Origin of the sequence: Microbacterium sp. BWT-B31 (assembly GCF_041379855.1) — a bacterium.
Classification (GTDB): domain Bacteria; phylum Actinomycetota; class Actinomycetes; order Actinomycetales; family Microbacteriaceae; genus Microbacterium.
This window is the reverse complement of sequence record NZ_JBFECU010000021.1, coordinates 1-15,366: the sequence shown is the minus strand read 5'-3', so window position 1 is coordinate 15,366 and position 15,366 is coordinate 1. Positions and strand designations below refer to the sequence as shown.

The 15,366-nt window shown below is 69.3% G+C and carries 18 protein-coding genes; 12 read left to right on the top strand and 6 right to left on the bottom strand.

Translation table 11 applies throughout. The annotated features are described in order from the left end of the window. On the top strand, window positions 1–351 hold the full coding sequence (locus tag AB1K54_RS15855) for a hypothetical protein (RefSeq protein WP_371203728.1): 351 nt from the start codon (window positions 1–3) through the stop codon (window positions 349–351). A gap of 28 nt (window positions 352–379) precedes the next feature. Here the strand turns inward: AB1K54_RS15855 and AB1K54_RS15850 are convergent, their stop codons facing one another. Continuing rightward, window positions 380–517 carry a hypothetical protein gene (locus AB1K54_RS15850; protein ID WP_371203727.1) on the bottom strand — a complete coding sequence of 46 codons (138 nt, stop codon included), beginning with the start codon at window positions 515–517 and terminating at the stop codon, window positions 380–382. A gap of 333 nt (window positions 518–850) precedes the next feature. On the opposite strand from AB1K54_RS15850, the gene AB1K54_RS15845 reads away from it, so the two are divergent. The 8 genes from AB1K54_RS15845 to AB1K54_RS15810 all read left to right on the top strand — a co-directional run bounded on the left by AB1K54_RS15845 (window position 851) and on the right by AB1K54_RS15810 (window position 5,782). Next, on the top strand, window positions 851–2,368 hold the full coding sequence (locus AB1K54_RS15845; RefSeq protein ID WP_371203726.1) for a hypothetical protein: 1,518 nt from the start codon (window positions 851–853) through the stop codon (window positions 2,366–2,368). 31 nt (window positions 2,369–2,399) lie between these two features. After that, entirely contained in the window at window positions 2,400–2,957 is a 558-nt protein-coding gene (locus AB1K54_RS15840; RefSeq protein WP_371203725.1) for a hypothetical protein, read from the top strand. A gap of 10 nt (window positions 2,958–2,967) precedes the next feature. After that, window positions 2,968–3,411, top strand: a complete 444-nt coding sequence (locus AB1K54_RS15835; RefSeq protein WP_371203724.1) for a glycohydrolase toxin TNT-related protein — start codon at window positions 2,968–2,970, stop codon at window positions 3,409–3,411. Next, window positions 3,408–3,905: an Imm61 family immunity protein gene (locus AB1K54_RS15830; RefSeq protein WP_371203723.1), complete on the top strand. Its 498-nt coding sequence runs from the start codon at window positions 3,408–3,410 to the stop codon at window positions 3,903–3,905. The genes AB1K54_RS15835 and AB1K54_RS15830 overlap by 4 nt, the downstream gene beginning before the upstream one ends. Before the next feature lie 123 nt (window positions 3,906–4,028). Beyond that, window positions 4,029–4,157: a hypothetical protein gene (locus AB1K54_RS15825; RefSeq protein WP_371203722.1), complete on the top strand. Its 129-nt coding sequence runs from the start codon at window positions 4,029–4,031 to the stop codon at window positions 4,155–4,157. 13 nt (window positions 4,158–4,170) lie between these two features. Then, complete coding sequence (locus AB1K54_RS15820; RefSeq protein ID WP_371203721.1) at window positions 4,171–4,374, top strand: hypothetical protein; 204 nt, start codon at window positions 4,171–4,173, stop codon at window positions 4,372–4,374. A gap of 13 nt (window positions 4,375–4,387) precedes the next feature. Then, entirely contained in the window at window positions 4,388–5,383 is a 996-nt protein-coding gene (locus AB1K54_RS15815) for a hypothetical protein (RefSeq protein ID WP_371203720.1), read from the top strand. 90 nt (window positions 5,384–5,473) lie between these two features. Beyond that, window positions 5,474–5,782, top strand: a complete 309-nt coding sequence (locus tag AB1K54_RS15810; protein WP_371203719.1) for a YrhB domain-containing protein — start codon at window positions 5,474–5,476, stop codon at window positions 5,780–5,782. Window positions 5,783–5,864: 82 nt separating this feature from the next. On the opposite strand, the gene AB1K54_RS15805 is transcribed toward AB1K54_RS15810, so the two are convergent. After that, window positions 5,865–6,296, bottom strand: a complete 432-nt coding sequence (locus AB1K54_RS15805; protein ID WP_371203718.1) for a hypothetical protein — start codon at window positions 6,294–6,296, stop codon at window positions 5,865–5,867. Between the two features lie 305 nt (window positions 6,297–6,601). Here AB1K54_RS15805 and AB1K54_RS15800 point away from each other — a divergent pair, with 305 nt between their 5' ends. The 3 genes from AB1K54_RS15800 (at window position 6,602) to AB1K54_RS15790 (ending at window position 10,611) form a co-directional block, all read left to right on the top strand. Continuing rightward, on the top strand, window positions 6,602–7,075 hold the full coding sequence (locus AB1K54_RS15800; protein WP_371203717.1) for a hypothetical protein: 474 nt from the start codon (window positions 6,602–6,604) through the stop codon (window positions 7,073–7,075). A gap of 59 nt (window positions 7,076–7,134) precedes the next feature. Beyond that, complete coding sequence (locus tag AB1K54_RS15795) at window positions 7,135–8,643, top strand: SPFH domain-containing protein (RefSeq protein WP_371203716.1); 1,509 nt, start codon at window positions 7,135–7,137, stop codon at window positions 8,641–8,643. Window positions 8,644–8,832: 189 nt separating this feature from the next. Next, complete coding sequence (locus AB1K54_RS15790; RefSeq protein ID WP_371203715.1) at window positions 8,833–10,611, top strand: choice-of-anchor K domain-containing protein; 1,779 nt, start codon at window positions 8,833–8,835, stop codon at window positions 10,609–10,611. 142 nt (window positions 10,612–10,753) lie between these two features. Here AB1K54_RS15790 and AB1K54_RS15785 read toward each other — a convergent pair whose 3' ends face one another. The 4 genes from AB1K54_RS15785 to AB1K54_RS15770 all read right to left on the bottom strand — a co-directional run bounded on the left by AB1K54_RS15785 (window position 10,754) and on the right by AB1K54_RS15770 (window position 15,235). After that, the gene (locus AB1K54_RS15785; protein ID WP_371203714.1) at window positions 10,754–12,142 is read right to left on the bottom strand and encodes a glycine--tRNA ligase; all 1,389 of its coding nucleotides are present in this window, start codon (window positions 12,140–12,142) and stop codon (window positions 10,754–10,756) included. Window positions 12,143–12,268: 126 nt separating this feature from the next. Continuing rightward, a complete protein-coding gene (locus tag AB1K54_RS15780) occupies window positions 12,269–12,646 on the bottom strand; it encodes a DUF4870 domain-containing protein (protein ID WP_371203713.1) in 378 nt (125 codons plus the stop codon). Between the two features lie 76 nt (window positions 12,647–12,722). Continuing rightward, window positions 12,723–13,736 (bottom strand): hypothetical protein, encoded by a 1,014-nt coding sequence (locus AB1K54_RS15775; protein WP_371203712.1) that lies wholly within the window; start codon window positions 13,734–13,736, stop codon window positions 12,723–12,725. 17 nt (window positions 13,737–13,753) lie between these two features. After that, window positions 13,754–15,235, bottom strand: coding sequence for a substrate-binding domain-containing protein (locus AB1K54_RS15770; RefSeq protein WP_371203711.1), 1,482 nt, complete (start codon window positions 15,233–15,235; stop codon window positions 13,754–13,756). Window positions 15,236–15,366 lie beyond the last annotated feature (131 nt).

The following is a 15,366-nucleotide window of genomic DNA, read 5'->3' as shown; positions in this document are numbered from 1 at the left end:
ATGCCATCCGATGAGCCGATGCTGACCCTCGCAAGGAGACTGAACGGCACTCTACGCGCGCGGTTCGGTCGGGCAGTCTCTGGCTTCACGATTCGGGAACGGCGTGAGGGTGAACACGCTGTGCTACAAGCGTCGTTCGCGCTCTACGAATACTGGATCATTAGTTTCGGATACGACCGAGGCATGTTCGGATTTGGGGTTCCGCTCGGCGATACTTTCGTGCCTGTGCTCGACCCGGATTCTGGCCAGTCAATCGATGACCTCGACCGGATTCTCGATGAACTCGATCGGAAGGTCCGTTTGCGGATCCCGGACAAGTATCTCGAGGCGTGGGACTCGCAACAGTCTTGACGCCAATGAGGGATTCGTTGGGGCTGAATCAGGCGTGGGTGCGCGCACAGGGTGCGTACGGGGCGACGACGTCGACGGCGGGGTCGGGGTATCCGGCGTACGGACAGTCGCGGTCGGCTCCCGCGACGGCGGTGCACACCGACATCCCGAAGTATGTGTATGTCACGAAGGAGTGGCATGAAGATCAGGATGCGGTTGACCGCAACAATGAGCTGATCGCCGCGGTGAACGCCCAGCAGGTGCTGCTGTGGGAGGCCGAGCGGGCGTGTGCGAACAAGATCCGCGCCCTGTACGGGGCGGGCAAGCTGCGCGCGTTCCAGTCGGAGAACGACGCGAACGGGTACGGACTGTCGGAGATTCCTGAGGGCACCGAGATGCCCTGGGGTGCCGAGGTGGAGCGCACCGAGGGGTGTGGTGAGGCGACCGCGAAGTTCGTGTTCAAAGACTTCCTCTGGGAAGGCGTGGTCGTCGGCGGGGTGTGGGGCACGATCAGCCCGGCGTGGCGGTGGTCGCCAAGGCGCATGGCGAGATCCGGTACGAGCCGCGGGCCTGCGCGCGAGATTCCTCTGACGGCTCCGTCCGCGAACCCGAGCTCGTCGCGGCCGGCGGTGTGCGGGGCGAGACCGGCCCCGGGGCTGTCGACACGATCGTCGACGACGCCCCCGTGCGCACCAACACTGGCGGACCGGGCGAGAGCACCGTCGTACGCGAGTCGGAGACGGGCGCGTCCGGGAGCGGCTCCGCTTCCGGGCCCGACGGCGGCGGCGGTTCCGGCGCATACGGTGGCGGATCCGCCGATGACGGCTCGCTCGGCGGGCACGGCGAGTCCGACCCCGGCAGCAGTGCCGACGACGGGTCCGCCTCGGCGGGTGGCAGCGGCTCACAGAGCGAGTCCACCTCGCCGGCGCCGGCCGCTTCGGACCCGGGCGAGGTGGCCTGGCGCAGTCCCGAGCAGCCCGATCTCACGCTGAGTGCGCCCGAGAAGGCGGCCGTCGACGAGTTCCTGGCGGGCGCTCGCGCCGCTGAGCCCGACATCTCGGCGACGCTGCAGCACGTCGTGGAAGTGAACCCCGGGAGCCGTCTCGAAGGGTTCGACGCGCGTCTGAAGGGCGACGAGTCGCTCTATCGGAAGATCGCCACGGCGCTGGACGATGCCGCACCCGGGACCGACGCGGTTCGCCGGGCGCTCGGCGACACCCACGACGCGATCCGCCACACCGTCGTGACCGACGCTGCGGCGTACGCCGACAGCACCCGCGCCGTGATCAGCGACCTCTCCGACCGCGGATTCGTTCCTGTCGGCGATCTGAAGAACTCCTGGGGCGGGCCGGGATACCAGGGCATCAACTCGACGTGGTTCGACCCGTCCACCAGGCAGGTGTTCGAGGTGCAGTTCCACACCGACGCGAGCTTCGACGCCAAGTCTCTGACGCACCACGACTACGAGGAGGCGCGCCTGCCCGGGGTGACGCCCGAGCGGCTCGCCGAGCTCGAGGGCGCGATGAACGGCGTGTTCGGGCAGGTGGAGGTGCCCTCGGGCACATCCGCGGTCGACTGGACCGACCTGTCCATCCCGTCGGACGTCGTCCCCCACGCGCTCGACGCCGGCCTCGTGGACGGCGATGTCGTGGGCCGCTTCGACAACCGCACCGCCCCCGACTCGCTGACCTTCTGGTCGGGGCCGACGAAGTCCGGCTCCAGCTCGATGAGTTCCGTCGAGGCGTGGGCGACGGCGCATTCGCGTGCGACACTGGAGCAGACGCTCGCGCGGCAAGGGCTGCTCGACGACATGCCGTCCGAGTGGTCGTCGCCCCAGACGCTCGAGACGTGGCGGGCGGTGTCCTCGCGCCTCGCCGAGGGCGCGCGCGGCGAGGTGACAGCGGTCGTCGGCAATGTCGGCGGTCACTCCGTGTGGCTGAACTACGAGTTGCCGCGGCTCCTCCAGAATGAGCATGTGACGCGCATCACCGTGATCAGCGCCGAGACAGGCGAGGTGCTCAGTTCCTATGTCCGCTGAGATCGGTCCAGCTCTGCTCACCGAGGCGATCGTGGCGTACACCGGCCACGGCGCTTCCAAGATGCCCCGCGAGGATCGCGACGCCGTGGCGCTGCTCGGGCAGGTTCACCGGGTCGATCTGATGCCGGCGGTCGAGTCGGCCCTCGCGGCGGCCGAAGCCGTCGACATGAGTGACGTTCCCCTTCCGTCCGAGACGGCGGGCGAGACCTTCCGTTCCCGCCTCGCGGCGGCGCGCCCCGACCTCACGACGGAAGCCCGCGCGGCGCTGGCCGACACCTGGTTATTCCGACGTCTGTGGCTCGACCTTCCCGCCCAGGTCGAGAACCCCCGGGTGCAGTACTTCGCCCGATTCGGCATTGAAGACGGCGAGCGTGTGCCCTGGGCACTGTATCGCCGGGTGCGCGACGGGGAGTCCGTCGTCGATTCCGTGCTCAAGGACGTCGGTGAATGGCGAGCGGACCGCAACCGTGTGATCTGGTCGTCGACGGTGAATCCGCTGGAAGCCGACATCGAGCCGATCAGCGCACGGCAAGCGCTCGAGTTCGAGCAGATGGTGGCGGAGCGCCGGTACCGCCCGTTCAGCACCTGACGGACGCGTCGTGACCGAACGGGCGCTCCGCCGCGGCGTCTACGCGTATCCCGACGGCGAGGACGGGAGCACCGGGGGCGTGCGCTGGCCGACCAACGACGGTGCGGTGGCGGGCTCTGGCGTGCACTACGACAGCACGGAGGCATTGCTTCGTGACTGTCCGGAGTTCGCCCGCCTGGACCGCATCGGCCTCTGGGGAGGCGACTACCTGACCGTCGAGGGTACGCCATTCGAGGCCCGCGGTCTCACCCCGGGCCATCGGGCCATGCCGTACTCGGCCTTCGATCTGACGCCTCCGCTGCCGAGGGGCGTGCAGATCGAGATCTCCGTCATCGACGAAGCGCTCGGCTACCCCGGCGGCGGCTGGCAGATCCGGTTCTTCAGGACTGGAGCGGACGGGCGGGCGGTGTTCCTGAGCATCGACGAGCTCATCGACCTGGAGGTGCTCGGATGACGACTTTCGGGCTCACGGCGGTTGCGGACTGGCTTGCGGAGACCGGTCGAGCCGTTCAGCAGCAGCCGACGGGGCTTTCCGTCGCCGACGACGAGGTGACGCTGCGCATCGCGAAGGACGACCACGAGTGGGTGATTCACAAGACCTGGCGCGATGAGGACCGAGGCGTCGTGTTCACGAGCTCCTCCGTCGAGGACGTCGACCGGTACCTCACCCTGCTCACCGCGAACGAGGTCCGGGCGCGTCGCGGGCTCCCTCCGCTGCGTCACGGGATCACCACCGGGCCCGACGGCATCGCCGAACCGTTCGCGGGGTTCGCCCTCTCGGGCGGTCTCGACAACGGCTTCGTCCTGCAGGACACCCGCACGGGTGAACGGTGGATGTTCGCCAGTGACATCGAGGCAGCGCGGTTCAGCCGCTACCACCGGCTGGAGCCCCGCGAGCTCCGCGCCGCGATCCTCGGGCCTGCACGCGAGATCCCGCTTCAGGGGTGAGAGGCAGGTGAACGAGCGCGCCCCCGTTCACGGGAGGCGTTCTTCGACGAAGACCGTGGGCGTCCGGATCCGGCGGCTCCGCCTCGCCTAGACTCGACGCGTCCACTGCCGGACGGAACACTCATGACGACACCGGACTCGACCCGCACCGCTGAGGTGGACGCGCTCGTGCTCACGCGCCGCGCGGGCGCGGGTCAGCACCTGCTCGCCGATGGCGTGTGGCGGATCCATCTCAGGGAGGTCGTCGAATGAGCGGTGGCATGGCGTGCCTGTCTCGGTCGGCTCGACGATCAGGTCGGGGCCGCGTCGCGGCCTGGTTGAGATCTTCTACACGGGCAACCGTCCCGACGAGGCCGTCGCCGCGGGACTGCGCGGCAATCAGAACGACGGCTGGCATGCGGAGGTCCAGCCGTCCGAGATCGACGACATCAGCGTGACCGAGACCATGTACCCGATGATTGGCGGATGACGATGCTCGACCGGTGCGGACGGATGACGACGGCGGGGGCGCGCCGGTGAGCAGGGTCGTCCTTCAGAAGCTGCTGCCGCCCGGAATGTCCGGGCTGGTGCGAGAGCGCGGGTACGACCAGCTGGGCGGGTACGGTGCCGCGTGGGGCGGGCTCGGCATGCTCGCCGCGGGGCTCGTGATCGCCTCCACCCCGCCGCTGAACATCATCAAGGGCATCGACGACACCATCGAGGCCTTCGGCGGCGACGGCTTCCTCCCCGACCCGATCGACGACTTCGCCGACGCCGCCGACGACGCGCTGCTGAACACCGGCAAGGCGCTCATCGCGTGGGACAAATGGCAGGACGACCCCGGCACCGCCCTCGGCGAGTCCCTGTTCAACGTCGCCACGATCGTCATCCCCGCCGGCGCCGCCATCACCGGCGTCAAGACCGCGGGCACCGCGGCATCCGTGCTCTCCAAGATGGCCCGCGTGGTCGACCTCGTCGACCCGGGCGCGTGGGCTGTCAACGGCGCTCTGCGACTCGGCGGCACCGGCCTCGGCTCGCTCGACAACCTCATCGGGGGTCTGGACGTCGCCGGCAAGCTCGACGTCCCGCACATCGAGGTGTACACCGCGACGGACTCGGCCTCCGCTCTCCGCGCGCTCGACGACTGGGGCGTCGACATGGCCCAGGTCACCGCGCGTGTCGACGAAGGCATCCCCGCCCTCGAGTTCCCGGGCGGTCGCGTCGAGCTTCCCTCCGGCAGCTTCGATGCGGGCGGCGGCGTCCGCGCAGCGGATGGCGGGGCGGATGCGTCGGTCACCGCGCCCGTGCGCGAGCCCGAGCTCCTCGCCGCCGGCGGCGTGCGCGGCGAGACCGCCCCGGGGCCCGTGAACTCCCTCGTCGACGAGGCGCCCGTCCGCACCGAGACCAGTGGGTCCGGCGTCGATGCCGGACGGCAGCCGCGGAATCGTCTACATCGCTCGCGACGACGGGTCGGCCCATGTCTTCAACGTGATCCATGATCGGAACGGCGTCACATTCCTCGATGCACAGACAGGATACTTTCGCTCGTTTGGAGGAGGCCGCGCAGATCGGCCTCATCGTGACAAAGAATGGCTGATCTCATCGATGCAGAGACCGCTCGGCGGATCGTACGCGAGATGCTCGCCGCCGCCGAGAAGTCAGGCGGTGTCCCCTGTGAGCTCGTCGGCGAGGCGAAGGACTTCGGCCGGTGGTGGGTTCAGGGCTACCAGAGCCGGGCCTTCGTCGAGGGCGGTGACATCCTGTCTGCGCTGGCAGGAAATGGACCGATCGCCGTGCCGAAGGACGGCTCCGAGCCTTTCGCGCTGTCGAGCGCCGAACCTGCCGCAGATCAGATGGAACGCCTCCAGCGAGCCGACGACGCTGACCCTCACGTCTAGAACAGCCGGGCGGGCGGGCAACACCGGCGAGAACGCGGAGAGCCCAGCCACCCCGGTGCGCATCGGCGGACGCACCGCAGCGTCACGCGAGGAGGAAGTCGGCCACTTCGCGCAGGCTCTTTCCGGCGACGTACGTGTACCGCTTGGCGTCCGAGCGGCGCGCAAGCACGGCCCGGTGGCCGTCCACCTCCGCGATGTATCCACCATCCGCGTGTACGATCGTCGCGCGCGGCGCAGGATCCGCCGGAAAGACGTCTTCCAGCCCCCGATCGGCCCGCCAGATCACTCCGAAGCAGACGAGAAGGAAGGCATCGGCGTCCGCGAGAGTCGCGAAGTGCCCCGTCGTCGACCAGTGCCCGCGATTCTGAGTGACGACCGTGTACCCGTCGAGCTCGTGGCGCACCCCGAACGCGACCTCCATGTCGCCCCACCCGTGAACGAGGCCCGGCTCCTTCGAGAGCTCCGCGAAGCCCAGGCGCTCAGCCCAGGTCGCGAGCAGCTGCTCCTCGTGCACTGCTCCATTCTGCCCGTCCGGCCGCCCCACCGACATCGGCAGGCTTGGCAGGCGATTCCGACGGAAGGGCGTGTGATGACGGAACCCTGGGAGGCGGCTCGCGCGCGATTGCGCGACGAGGCGGTGATCCTGCCCGGCGACGCTGACGCGGGTCGTGCAGGCGACGGATGCCTCGACCCGCCCGCTCTGTGACGCCCGTTGTCCACAGGTGCCACGCGCGTGCGAAGGCCGCCCGGGCGAGCACCTAAGCTGGAAGCATCCGCTTCGCACGCCGCCGTGCGATCCGTCACGAGGAAGGACCCCCGGTGGCCCTCACGCCGTTCATCGTCATCGGAGGCGTCGGTCTCCTCGTGCTCGTGATCTCGCTCATCGTGGGCGACATCTTCGACTTCTTCGACATCGGCGATGGAGCCATCTCGGGCACCGCGCTGGGCATCGCCGCCGTCGTGTTCGGGGCGTCGGGCGTGCTCACCACCTCGGCTGGGCTCGACCTGATCTGGGCGTACGTGCTCGCCGCGGTCCTCGCCGTGCTCGCGTACCTCGCGGCGGCGGTGGTCGTGCGCCGCCTGACGAAGAGCTCCGACGGCGTCCCCGCCTCGGCCGTGGGCCTGGTCGGCGTCACTCGGTCGACCGTCTCGCCCGCAGGCGGTGAGGTGAGCCTCGACGGACCCCACGAGGTCGAGCGTCGGCTAGCGTACGCCGATACGACCCTTGACGAGGGCGTCCGCATCCGCGTGGTCGAGCACAACGGCACGCGCGTCAAGGTCGTCGCCGAATAGCGTCCCCCTCACCGTCCGCGACGCCTGGCGCCGCGGCTCCCCACTCCCGAAAGGACACCATGCCCGTCGATCTCGTCCAGATCATCGCCGTCGTCGCGCTCGTCGTCGCGGTGCTCGGCCTGCTCGTGTTCATCGCCCGCCGCATCAGGCGCGTCCCCCCGAACGAGGCTCTCGTCATCGTAGGCCGCGGCGCGGGCAAGCCCGCCGCGGGCGAGTCCGCCTCTGGTCAGCGGGTCGTGATCGGCGGACGCACGTTCGTGTGGCCGATCCTGCAGCAGGGCTTCTCGATCTCGCTCGAGCAGCGCCAGATCGGCATCACCGTCGAAGGCGTCGACAAGAACCGCATCAAGATCGCCATCAAGGCGTCGATCAACTTCAAGGTCTCGGGCACCGAAGAGGGCGTGCGCCGCGCCGCGCAGCGCTTCCTGTCGCAGCAGACCGCGCTCACCGACATCATCAGGGAGTCGCTCGAGGGGTCGCTGCGTTCGATCGTGGGCGACATGACCATCGAGCAGATCATCTCGGATCGCAAGAGCCTCTCTGACCGCGTGGTCGCCGAGACGAAGACCGACCTCGTCGAGCAGGGCCTGCAGGTGGACCTGCTCAACATCAGCGACATCTCGACGCCCGGCAGCGACTACCTCGCCAACCTCGGCCGTGCCGAGGCCGCACGCGCCCGCCAGGTCGCAGAGATCAGCGAGGCCGAGGCGGCCCGTGCGAGCGAGTTCGCCCGTATCGAGGCATCCGAGCAGATCGCCGAGCGCCAGAAGGCCCTCAGCCTCAAGCAGGCCGCCATCAAGGCCGAGACCGACCGCGCGAACGCCGAGGCGCAGGCCGCTGGACAGCTCGCGACCGCCGAGCAGGACAAGCTGGTCGCCGTGCAGGAGCGTGAGGCGCTCACCGAGCAGGCCCTCGTCACGCAGGAGAAGCTCGACATCGAGGTGCGCAAGCCCGCCGAAGCCGAGGCCTATGCCGAGGTGCAGCGCGCCACCGCGCTGCGCGACGCCGCCAACGCGGCCACCGAGGCCGACGCCTACAAGCGCACCAAGATCGCCGAGGCGAACAAGGTCGCCGCAGTGCAGGACGCCGAGGCGTCTGCGACGGCCGTGCGCTTCGCCGCCGAGGCGCAGGCCACCGCCGTGCGTGTCGCGGGTGAGGCCGAACGCGACAAGCAGGTCGCCCTCGCCGCCGGCATCAAGGCCGAGGGCGAGGCGCGCGCCGCGGCGGTGCAGGCCGAGGGTCTGGCCGAGGCGGCCGCGACCGATGCGAAGGCTCTCGCACTGCAGAAGTACGGCGAGGCAGCCCTCGCACAGGAGATCATCTCGCGGCTGCCCGAGATCGTGCGCGCGGCCGCCGAGCCGATCGGCGCGATCGGGACGCTCACCGTCGTCTCGACCGACGGCGCAGCCGAGATGACCAAGACCGTCGGAAAGGTGCTCGGCGAGGGCACCGAGGTCGTCAAAAGCCTCACCGGGCTCGACCTGACGACGCTGCTGCAGGGCTTCGCGCTCAAGGCGGGTTCGTCGGCATCGCCCACCCCGCCGAACGGGCACGCCACGCAGGGCTGACGAACGACCGATGCCCCGCCCCGGCGCGCGCCGGGGCGGGGCATCGGTCGTTTTGGAGGAAAATTCTCAAACTCGCGTAATGATCCGCGGATGTTCCTTTCTCTTAACCTGAGCCGGTCACGGGGCGATCTGGGGCGCCGACCGGGCATGTGGTGCGTCGTCGTACGCATCGCGGCATGAGGAGATTCCATGGCGAACCTGTCCGCGCTCTCGCGCGCACAGAGTCCTGTCCACAAGCCCAAGAAGGCACCGGGAGCGGCCCTCATCGGGGTCGGCGTGCTGCTGGTCGGCATGATCCCGGGAGCCCAGCTCGCACTGGATGTCGCGCCCGCCGCTGCGGAGACGATCACGGTGCCCGTCGATGACGGCGTGAGGGCACGACTCGCCTTCCACACGGGGTGGGACGGCGACACCGCTCCGGACCCGCAGGTGTACGACTGCGTGCGCTACGGCGCCGCCCCCAGCGACGCGGCGCCGGGTGTGATCGGCAACGTCCACGGATACGTCGGCGACAGTGCTGCCGCCTATTCCGACGGCTACACCGAGTGGGGCACTGCCGGCACCACCGTCTACACCGCCCACGGGGCCGCTACAGCCGACGGCAATGGCACGCCGAGGTGTTCCTCCGACCTGGACCTCACCACGCAGAGCGCGATCGGCTTCGCACCCGCCTCGGTCTCCGAGATCGAGACGGGGCCGCTGTTCAACCTCGGCCGTCTGATCCACCGCAACAACCCGGTGCTCGAGCCCAACGAGTGGTACCACGGCACGTTGGACGTCCAACTCCTCGGCATGGACCTCGCCTTCGAGTGGCGACTCCATGAGACGCCCAACCAGCCCGGACCGCCCGAGAGCAATGACATCGTCGATTTCCTCAACACTGTGGGCGACCAGTCGTTCACCACGGCGGACGGCCTGGAGCACACGCTGATCATCGACGGGTTCACCGACGTGGACCCGGACGTCGCCTGCCCCGAGACCATCGACGCCACGGTGCCCTTCGAGCAGTTCTCGACCTTCGAGGCCCAGTCGAACTACGCGTGCCTGTACGCTCACGTCGAGCAGGTGCGTGAACTGACCATCGTCAAGGTCGCCACCGCACCCGGGCCCCAGCCCGACGTGGTGCCCTCGTTCGACTTCACCTCGACCAGCGGCACACTCGGCTCGCCGTGGGCGAACGACTTCACGCTGACGCCGACCGGACTCGGCATCGGCGCGGCAGCATCGACCACGGCCACCTTCACGGCGGGCGAGTCGATCACGATCTCTGAGAGTGATCGCCCGGACGACTGGGACCTCGTCGACGTCAGTTGTGTCGACGGCCTCGGCAACCCGCTCACCCTCATCCGCGACGGCAACGTATCGCTGGGCCGCGGCGACCTGTCGGTGCAGGATCCCGAGGCGTCGCCGATCACGTGCACCTTCACGAACGAGTACCACCCCCACGTGGTGACCCTGCTCGGCTCGGTCGAGATCCGCAAGGACGTGGCCCCGCGCCCCGGCGTGCCTGCGGAGGGCTACACCGGCGGCGACGAGCGTGTCTACGAGGTGGAGTACGTGTGCGCGCTCGACGGCTTCACCGTGGCCCAGGGACTCGCTCCCGTCACGATCAGCGCACCCGTGGTGATCGATCGAGTGCCCGTCGGCGCTGAGTGTGACATCACCGACGAGTGGCTGACCCCGCAGCCCACCGACTTCGCCGACGACGACTACGCGTGGGACGGCTATGAGACGAGCGGGTCCGTGTCGATCGCCGAGGACGAGGTGGCATCGCTGACGATCACCAACCTGTACACCCACCCCGAGGAGCCGGTCGACCCCGGCACGCCGCAGACTCCGAGCACACCCGGGATCTCGGCCCTGCCGAGCACCGGCTCGGCCCCTGTCCTCCCGTGGGCGGTCGGCGGAGCGGCGGTCCTGCTGCTCGGTGCCGCACTGATGGTGACTCGCCGCGCACGACGCCGCTAGCCGCAAAGACCGGCGCAGCGGACGGGCACCAATCCCCAGAGTCCGCCCGCTGCGCCGCGCTGGAGCGTATCTTCAGCGCAGGCCGAGGCCTGTGATCGACGGATCACAGGCCTCGGTTCTTTGTCGGGGGCTGGGGCGCCGGTCAGGCGCCGCGCAGGCGCTCGGCGAGATACGCCTCGAGGGCGTCGAGGGGCACGCGCTCCTGGCCCATCGTGTCGCGGTCGCGCACGGTCACAGCCTTGTCATCGAGCGAGTCGAAGTCGACCGTGACGCACAACGGCGTGCCGATCTCGTCCTGGCGTCGGTAGCGGCGGCCGATCGCGCCCGCGTCGTCGAAGTCAGTGTTCCAGCCGCGTGCGCGCAGGTCGTCGGCCAGGCCCCGCGCGATCGGCGAGAGCTGCTCATTGCGCGACAGCGGCAGCACCGCGACCTTGACAGGCGCCAGGCGCGGGTCGAGCGCGAGCACCGTGCGGGTGTCGAAGCCGCCCTTCGCGTTGGGCGCCTGCTCCTCGTGGTACGCGTCGACGAGGAACGCCATCATCGCCCGCGTAAGACCGAACGAGGGCTCGATCACGTAAGGGATGTACTTCTCGCCCGACGCCTGGTCGAAATACGACAGCGACTGGCCGGAGGCCTCGGTGTGGCTCGACAGGTCGAAGTCGGTGCGGTTGGCGATGCCCATGAGCTCACCCCACTCCTTGCCCGGGAAGCCGAAGCGGTACTCGACGTCGATCGTGCCGGCCGAGTAGTGCGCGCGGTCCTCCTTCGGCACGTCGAAGCGGCGCATGTTGCCGGGGTCGACGCCCAGGTCGACGAACCAGTTCCAGCAGGCCTCGACCCAGTGGTCGAACCATTCGCCGGCCTCGGCGGGCGGCGTGAAGAACTCGATCTCCATCTGCTCGAACTCGCGCGTGCGGAAGATGAAATTGCCGGGGGTGATCTCGTTGCGGAACGCCTTGCCGACCTGGCCCACGCCGAACGGCGGCTTCTTGCGGGCGGCCGTGACGACGTTCGAGAAGTTCACGAAGATGCCCTGAGCGGTCTCGGGGCGCAGGTATTGCACGCCCGACTCGTCGTCGACGACGCCGAGGTAGGTCTTCATGAGGCCCGAGAACGCCTTCGGCTCGGTGTACTGGCCCTTGGTGCCGCAGTTCGGGCACGGGATCTCGGCCAGGCCGTTCTCGGCCTTGCGGCCTTTGCGCGCCTCGAAGTCCTCGATGAGGTTGTCGGCGCGGAAGCGCTTGTGGCAGTGCAGGCACTCCACGAGCGGGTCGGTGAAGGTCGCGACGTGCCCGGATGCCTCCCACACGCGCTTGGGCAGGATGATCGACGAGTCCAGCCCCACCATGTCGCCGCGGCCGCGCACGAACGTCTGCCACCACTGGCGGCGGATGTTCTCCTTCAGTTCGGCGCCGAGGGGGCCGTAGTCCCACGCCGACCGGGATCCGCCGTAGATCTCACCCGCTTGGAACACGAACCCGCGGTGGCGGGCGAGGGCGATCACTTTGTCGAGGCGGGACTGCTCGGCCACGGTGGCTCCAATGGTCGTGAAAGGGGGTGAGAATGCGGCGCGGCGAGAGCCGCGGCATCCTTCGATTCTATCGATCCCGCCTCTGGAGCTTCGCCGCACGCGGGCGCGAGCGGTCCCGCCGCGGACTCACTTGATGAACGGGATCGCCACCGGGTAGGAGTACCACTGGCCCTGGTTGGCCTTCACCGCGGCGATGATGCTGAAGACGATGTTCAGCACGTACGCGGCGAAGATGAGGAGCCCGCCGACGCCGATGAAGCTCAGGACGCCTCCGGCGACGCTTGCGATCACCAGCGTGATCTGAAAGTTGAGCGCGGTCATGGTGTGCGCGCGCACGAACGGCCCACGGTCCTTCAGCACGAGATAGCCGATCAGCGGCGAGAGGAACCAGAAGAAGATGCCGCCGATGTGCACGAGGGTCGCCCACAGCTTCTCGTCGGCGGGAGACATGGGAAGCGGAGGGATGGCCTGGCCGTAGACGGGGGGCTGCGGAGGGGTGGTCATGAACCCAGAGTAGAGGCCGCGCGCCCCGCCGCGCTCTGGTGCCAGCCCCCGCAACAGCGCGGTGGATGACCCTGCCTCAGCCGTCGCGCGCGACTGGGTCGTCGTCGGCGGCGCGGTCGAACTCCCGCTCCCATTCCCGCAACTCCTTCCGGCGGCCGATCATGCCGTCGAGCGACACCTGGAAGAGCAGCCCGCGGCGGGCGTTCACCTGCCGAATGTTGTCGACGATCTCGGTCTGCACAGCGGTAACCGAGTCCCGCACCTCGCGCACGCGCTCGGCGGGGTCGTCCCACAGGTTCGGGTGCGTCAGGATGTCGAGCAGGTAATCCCTGTCGAGGGCCGCGGCGAGCTTGCGCAGCGTGTCGCCGTACTCGACGGCGGCCATGGCTCGTTGCGCCTCGTCGCCGCGGCGCCCGAGCCGCACGAACAGCTCGGTCGTGTTCGTCACGATGCCCGAGATCTCGCCGGCGAACTCACCCGCCTGCTGGGTGCCCCGCGCCGCGGCGCCCGAGTACTCCCCGACGAGGGCGCGTAGTCTCGCGATCGAGCTGCGCACCGGATCGGGGAGGGGTCGCTGCCTGGTGCGCCGGCGCAGCGCCAGCACCGTCGTGAGCGTCGCCGCTGCGAGCGCCACGATCACCGCGACTCCGACGCCGAGGCCGATCGCGAGTCCGCCGTCGCCGCCACCCCCGTCGCCGGCGCCTGCGGTGGCCGCCGTGATCTGCTGCACGGTCTGGCTGAGGGCCTCATCGAGCGAGCCGGCCGACTGCTCGGCCTCGTTCGCGATCCGCATCGCCTCGCCCGCGGGAAGCGCGCGCGATCCCGCGAACAGGTCGTCCCCGACCGCCACGACGATCGTCTCGTACGGCGTCGACTCTGCGAGCTCGGCCAGGATCTGGGCATCGGATGCCTCGAGCTCGACGTTCGTCGAGAAGACGACGACGCCGATCGAGGCATCCCCCACCTGCTGCTCGAGCGCGTGCGCGAGCTGCGTTGACCCGCCCACCTCGGGCGAGACGTAGACGTTCGAGTGCGCGAGGGCGCCGACGGCGTCGTCCACGTACCCGGCGGCGTCGAACGGATGCGGCATCCTGTGTCCTGTCGTGCTCAGAAGTTGTTGATCACCGAGGCGAACACGAGGTCGATCTTCGCGGCGTCGGACGCGTCGAACCACTGCCCGCCGGTCGCCTCGGCGATGCGGCGCAGCGCCCCGGTGTCGGCGCCCTCGCCGTACGCGATCGGGAAGATGCGCACCGGGGAGTCGTCGCCGCCCTCGCGGGAGAACTTGCTCAGACGCGCGACGAGCGAGTCGAGCGAGATGGCCGAGTCGGTGTCCTGGCCGTCTGAGAGCAGCACGATCGCGTTGATGCGCCCCGGTTCGGCGCGCGCGGTCATCTCGTCGTAGGCGAGCGCGACCGCGTCGTACAGCGGCGTGCCGTCGCGCCGAGCGTAGCGCAGCTCGTCGAGCGACGAGTCGACCTTCTCACGATCGGATGCCAGCGGCGAGACGTCGCGCAGCACGACGATGTTGCGGCCGGCGGAGGATTCGACCCCGGTCGTGAACGCCCAGACGCCGATCTCGTCGCTGGAGCGGAAGTGCCCGAGGGTCGACTGGGCGCCTTCGATCGCGCCGTCGAGGCGGGACCGTCCGTCGCCGATGCCCTCGTCCATCGATCCCGAGATGTCGATCAGCTCGAGCACCGACGAAGGCTTGCGGATCTGCGTCCACTGGTCGATCGCCGCAGACACGACGTCCACCCCGGGGCTCGGAAGGGTGACGGCCGGGCCGGCGGGATCGACGCCATACGCCGCAGTGAACAGTTCGCCGAGCGGCGCCGACGAGTCCAGCGGCCGGAAGCCGAAGTCGGGAAGGATGCGCTGCGCGGGCGCCGTCTGCAGGAATGCCGCGAACGCGCCGGCAGCCTCGCGCTGCGCGTCGGTCACCCACGGGGCGCCGAGGACCGTGATCGGATTGTCGGACCACATTGACCCGCCTGCCGGATAGACCGCGACCAGCTTCTCTTTCGGAGGCGTGAGCTTCTCGCCCGGCTGCACGGTGTGCGAGTCGGGGTTGCCCTGGTTGTAGTTGAGCAGCGAGGTCTCTTCGACCGCGACGGCCGACACATAGCCCGAGCCGCCCGCGCCGTTCTGCGTGTCGTCGTACAGGCGCGTGAGCACCTTGCCGGTCGTGTCGCCGTAGTGGATGACGCATTCCTCGAACACGCGCGAGAACTCCCCCGCGGCATCGACGTCCGAGACCGTGAGCCCGTCGGCCTTGCCGGCGGCTTCGTAGGTCTGCATGAGGATCATCGACAGGCCCGTGGTGGAGGTGTTCGGGTTGGTCTTCGAGATCTTGAACGAGCCCCACAGCGGCTTGCCGACACTCCCCCAGCCTGACGGATCCTGGCAGAGCCGCTCGAAGTCGGCGATCCCGATGTCGGCATCGGGCCAGCCCAGGGCCTTCGCCATCGTCTCAGGCACCGCGAACACGACGGGCGTGCGGGTGAAGCTCTCGGGCTGGCCGACGAGGGCGGGGGATGCCGCGGCCGCCACACGCTCGGTCCACACCGTCGATGCGGGCGACCACATCACCGGCCAGCCTCGATCTTTCATCGGGCCGTTGATCGGGGGTGTTCGGCGTCGTTGCCGGGGGTGTGGTGCTGATTCTGCTGTGAGGGTACGACAATGGCCGCGTGGCGCTGCGGTGGCGGGTCTCCGGT

Excerpts from the sequence above, each read along its gene's own strand:
- AB1K54_RS15770 (WP_371203711.1), bottom strand. The coding sequence starts at position 15,235 with ATGTGGTCGCCCGCATCGACGGTGTGGACCGAGCGTGTGGCGGCCGCG.
- AB1K54_RS15790 (WP_371203715.1), top strand. The coding sequence starts at position 8,833 with ATGGCGAACCTGTCCGCGCTCTCGCGCGCACAGAGTCCTGTCCACAAG.
- AB1K54_RS15830 (WP_371203723.1), top strand. The coding sequence starts at position 3,408 with ATGACGACTTTCGGGCTCACGGCGGTTGCGGACTGGCTTGCGGAGACC.
- AB1K54_RS15810 (WP_371203719.1), top strand. The coding sequence starts at position 5,474 with ATGGCTGATCTCATCGATGCAGAGACCGCTCGGCGGATCGTACGCGAG.
- AB1K54_RS15795 (WP_371203716.1), top strand. The coding sequence starts at position 7,135 with ATGCCCGTCGATCTCGTCCAGATCATCGCCGTCGTCGCGCTCGTCGTC.
- AB1K54_RS15825 (WP_371203722.1), top strand. The coding sequence starts at position 4,029 with ATGACGACACCGGACTCGACCCGCACCGCTGAGGTGGACGCGCTCGTG.
- AB1K54_RS15855 (WP_371203728.1), top strand. The coding sequence starts at position 1 with ATGCCATCCGATGAGCCGATGCTGACCCTCGCAAGGAGACTGAACGGC.
- AB1K54_RS15775 (WP_371203712.1), bottom strand. The coding sequence starts at position 13,736 with ATGCCGCATCCGTTCGACGCCGCCGGGTACGTGGACGACGCCGTCGGC.
- AB1K54_RS15780 (WP_371203713.1), bottom strand. The coding sequence starts at position 12,646 with ATGACCACCCCTCCGCAGCCCCCCGTCTACGGCCAGGCCATCCCTCCG.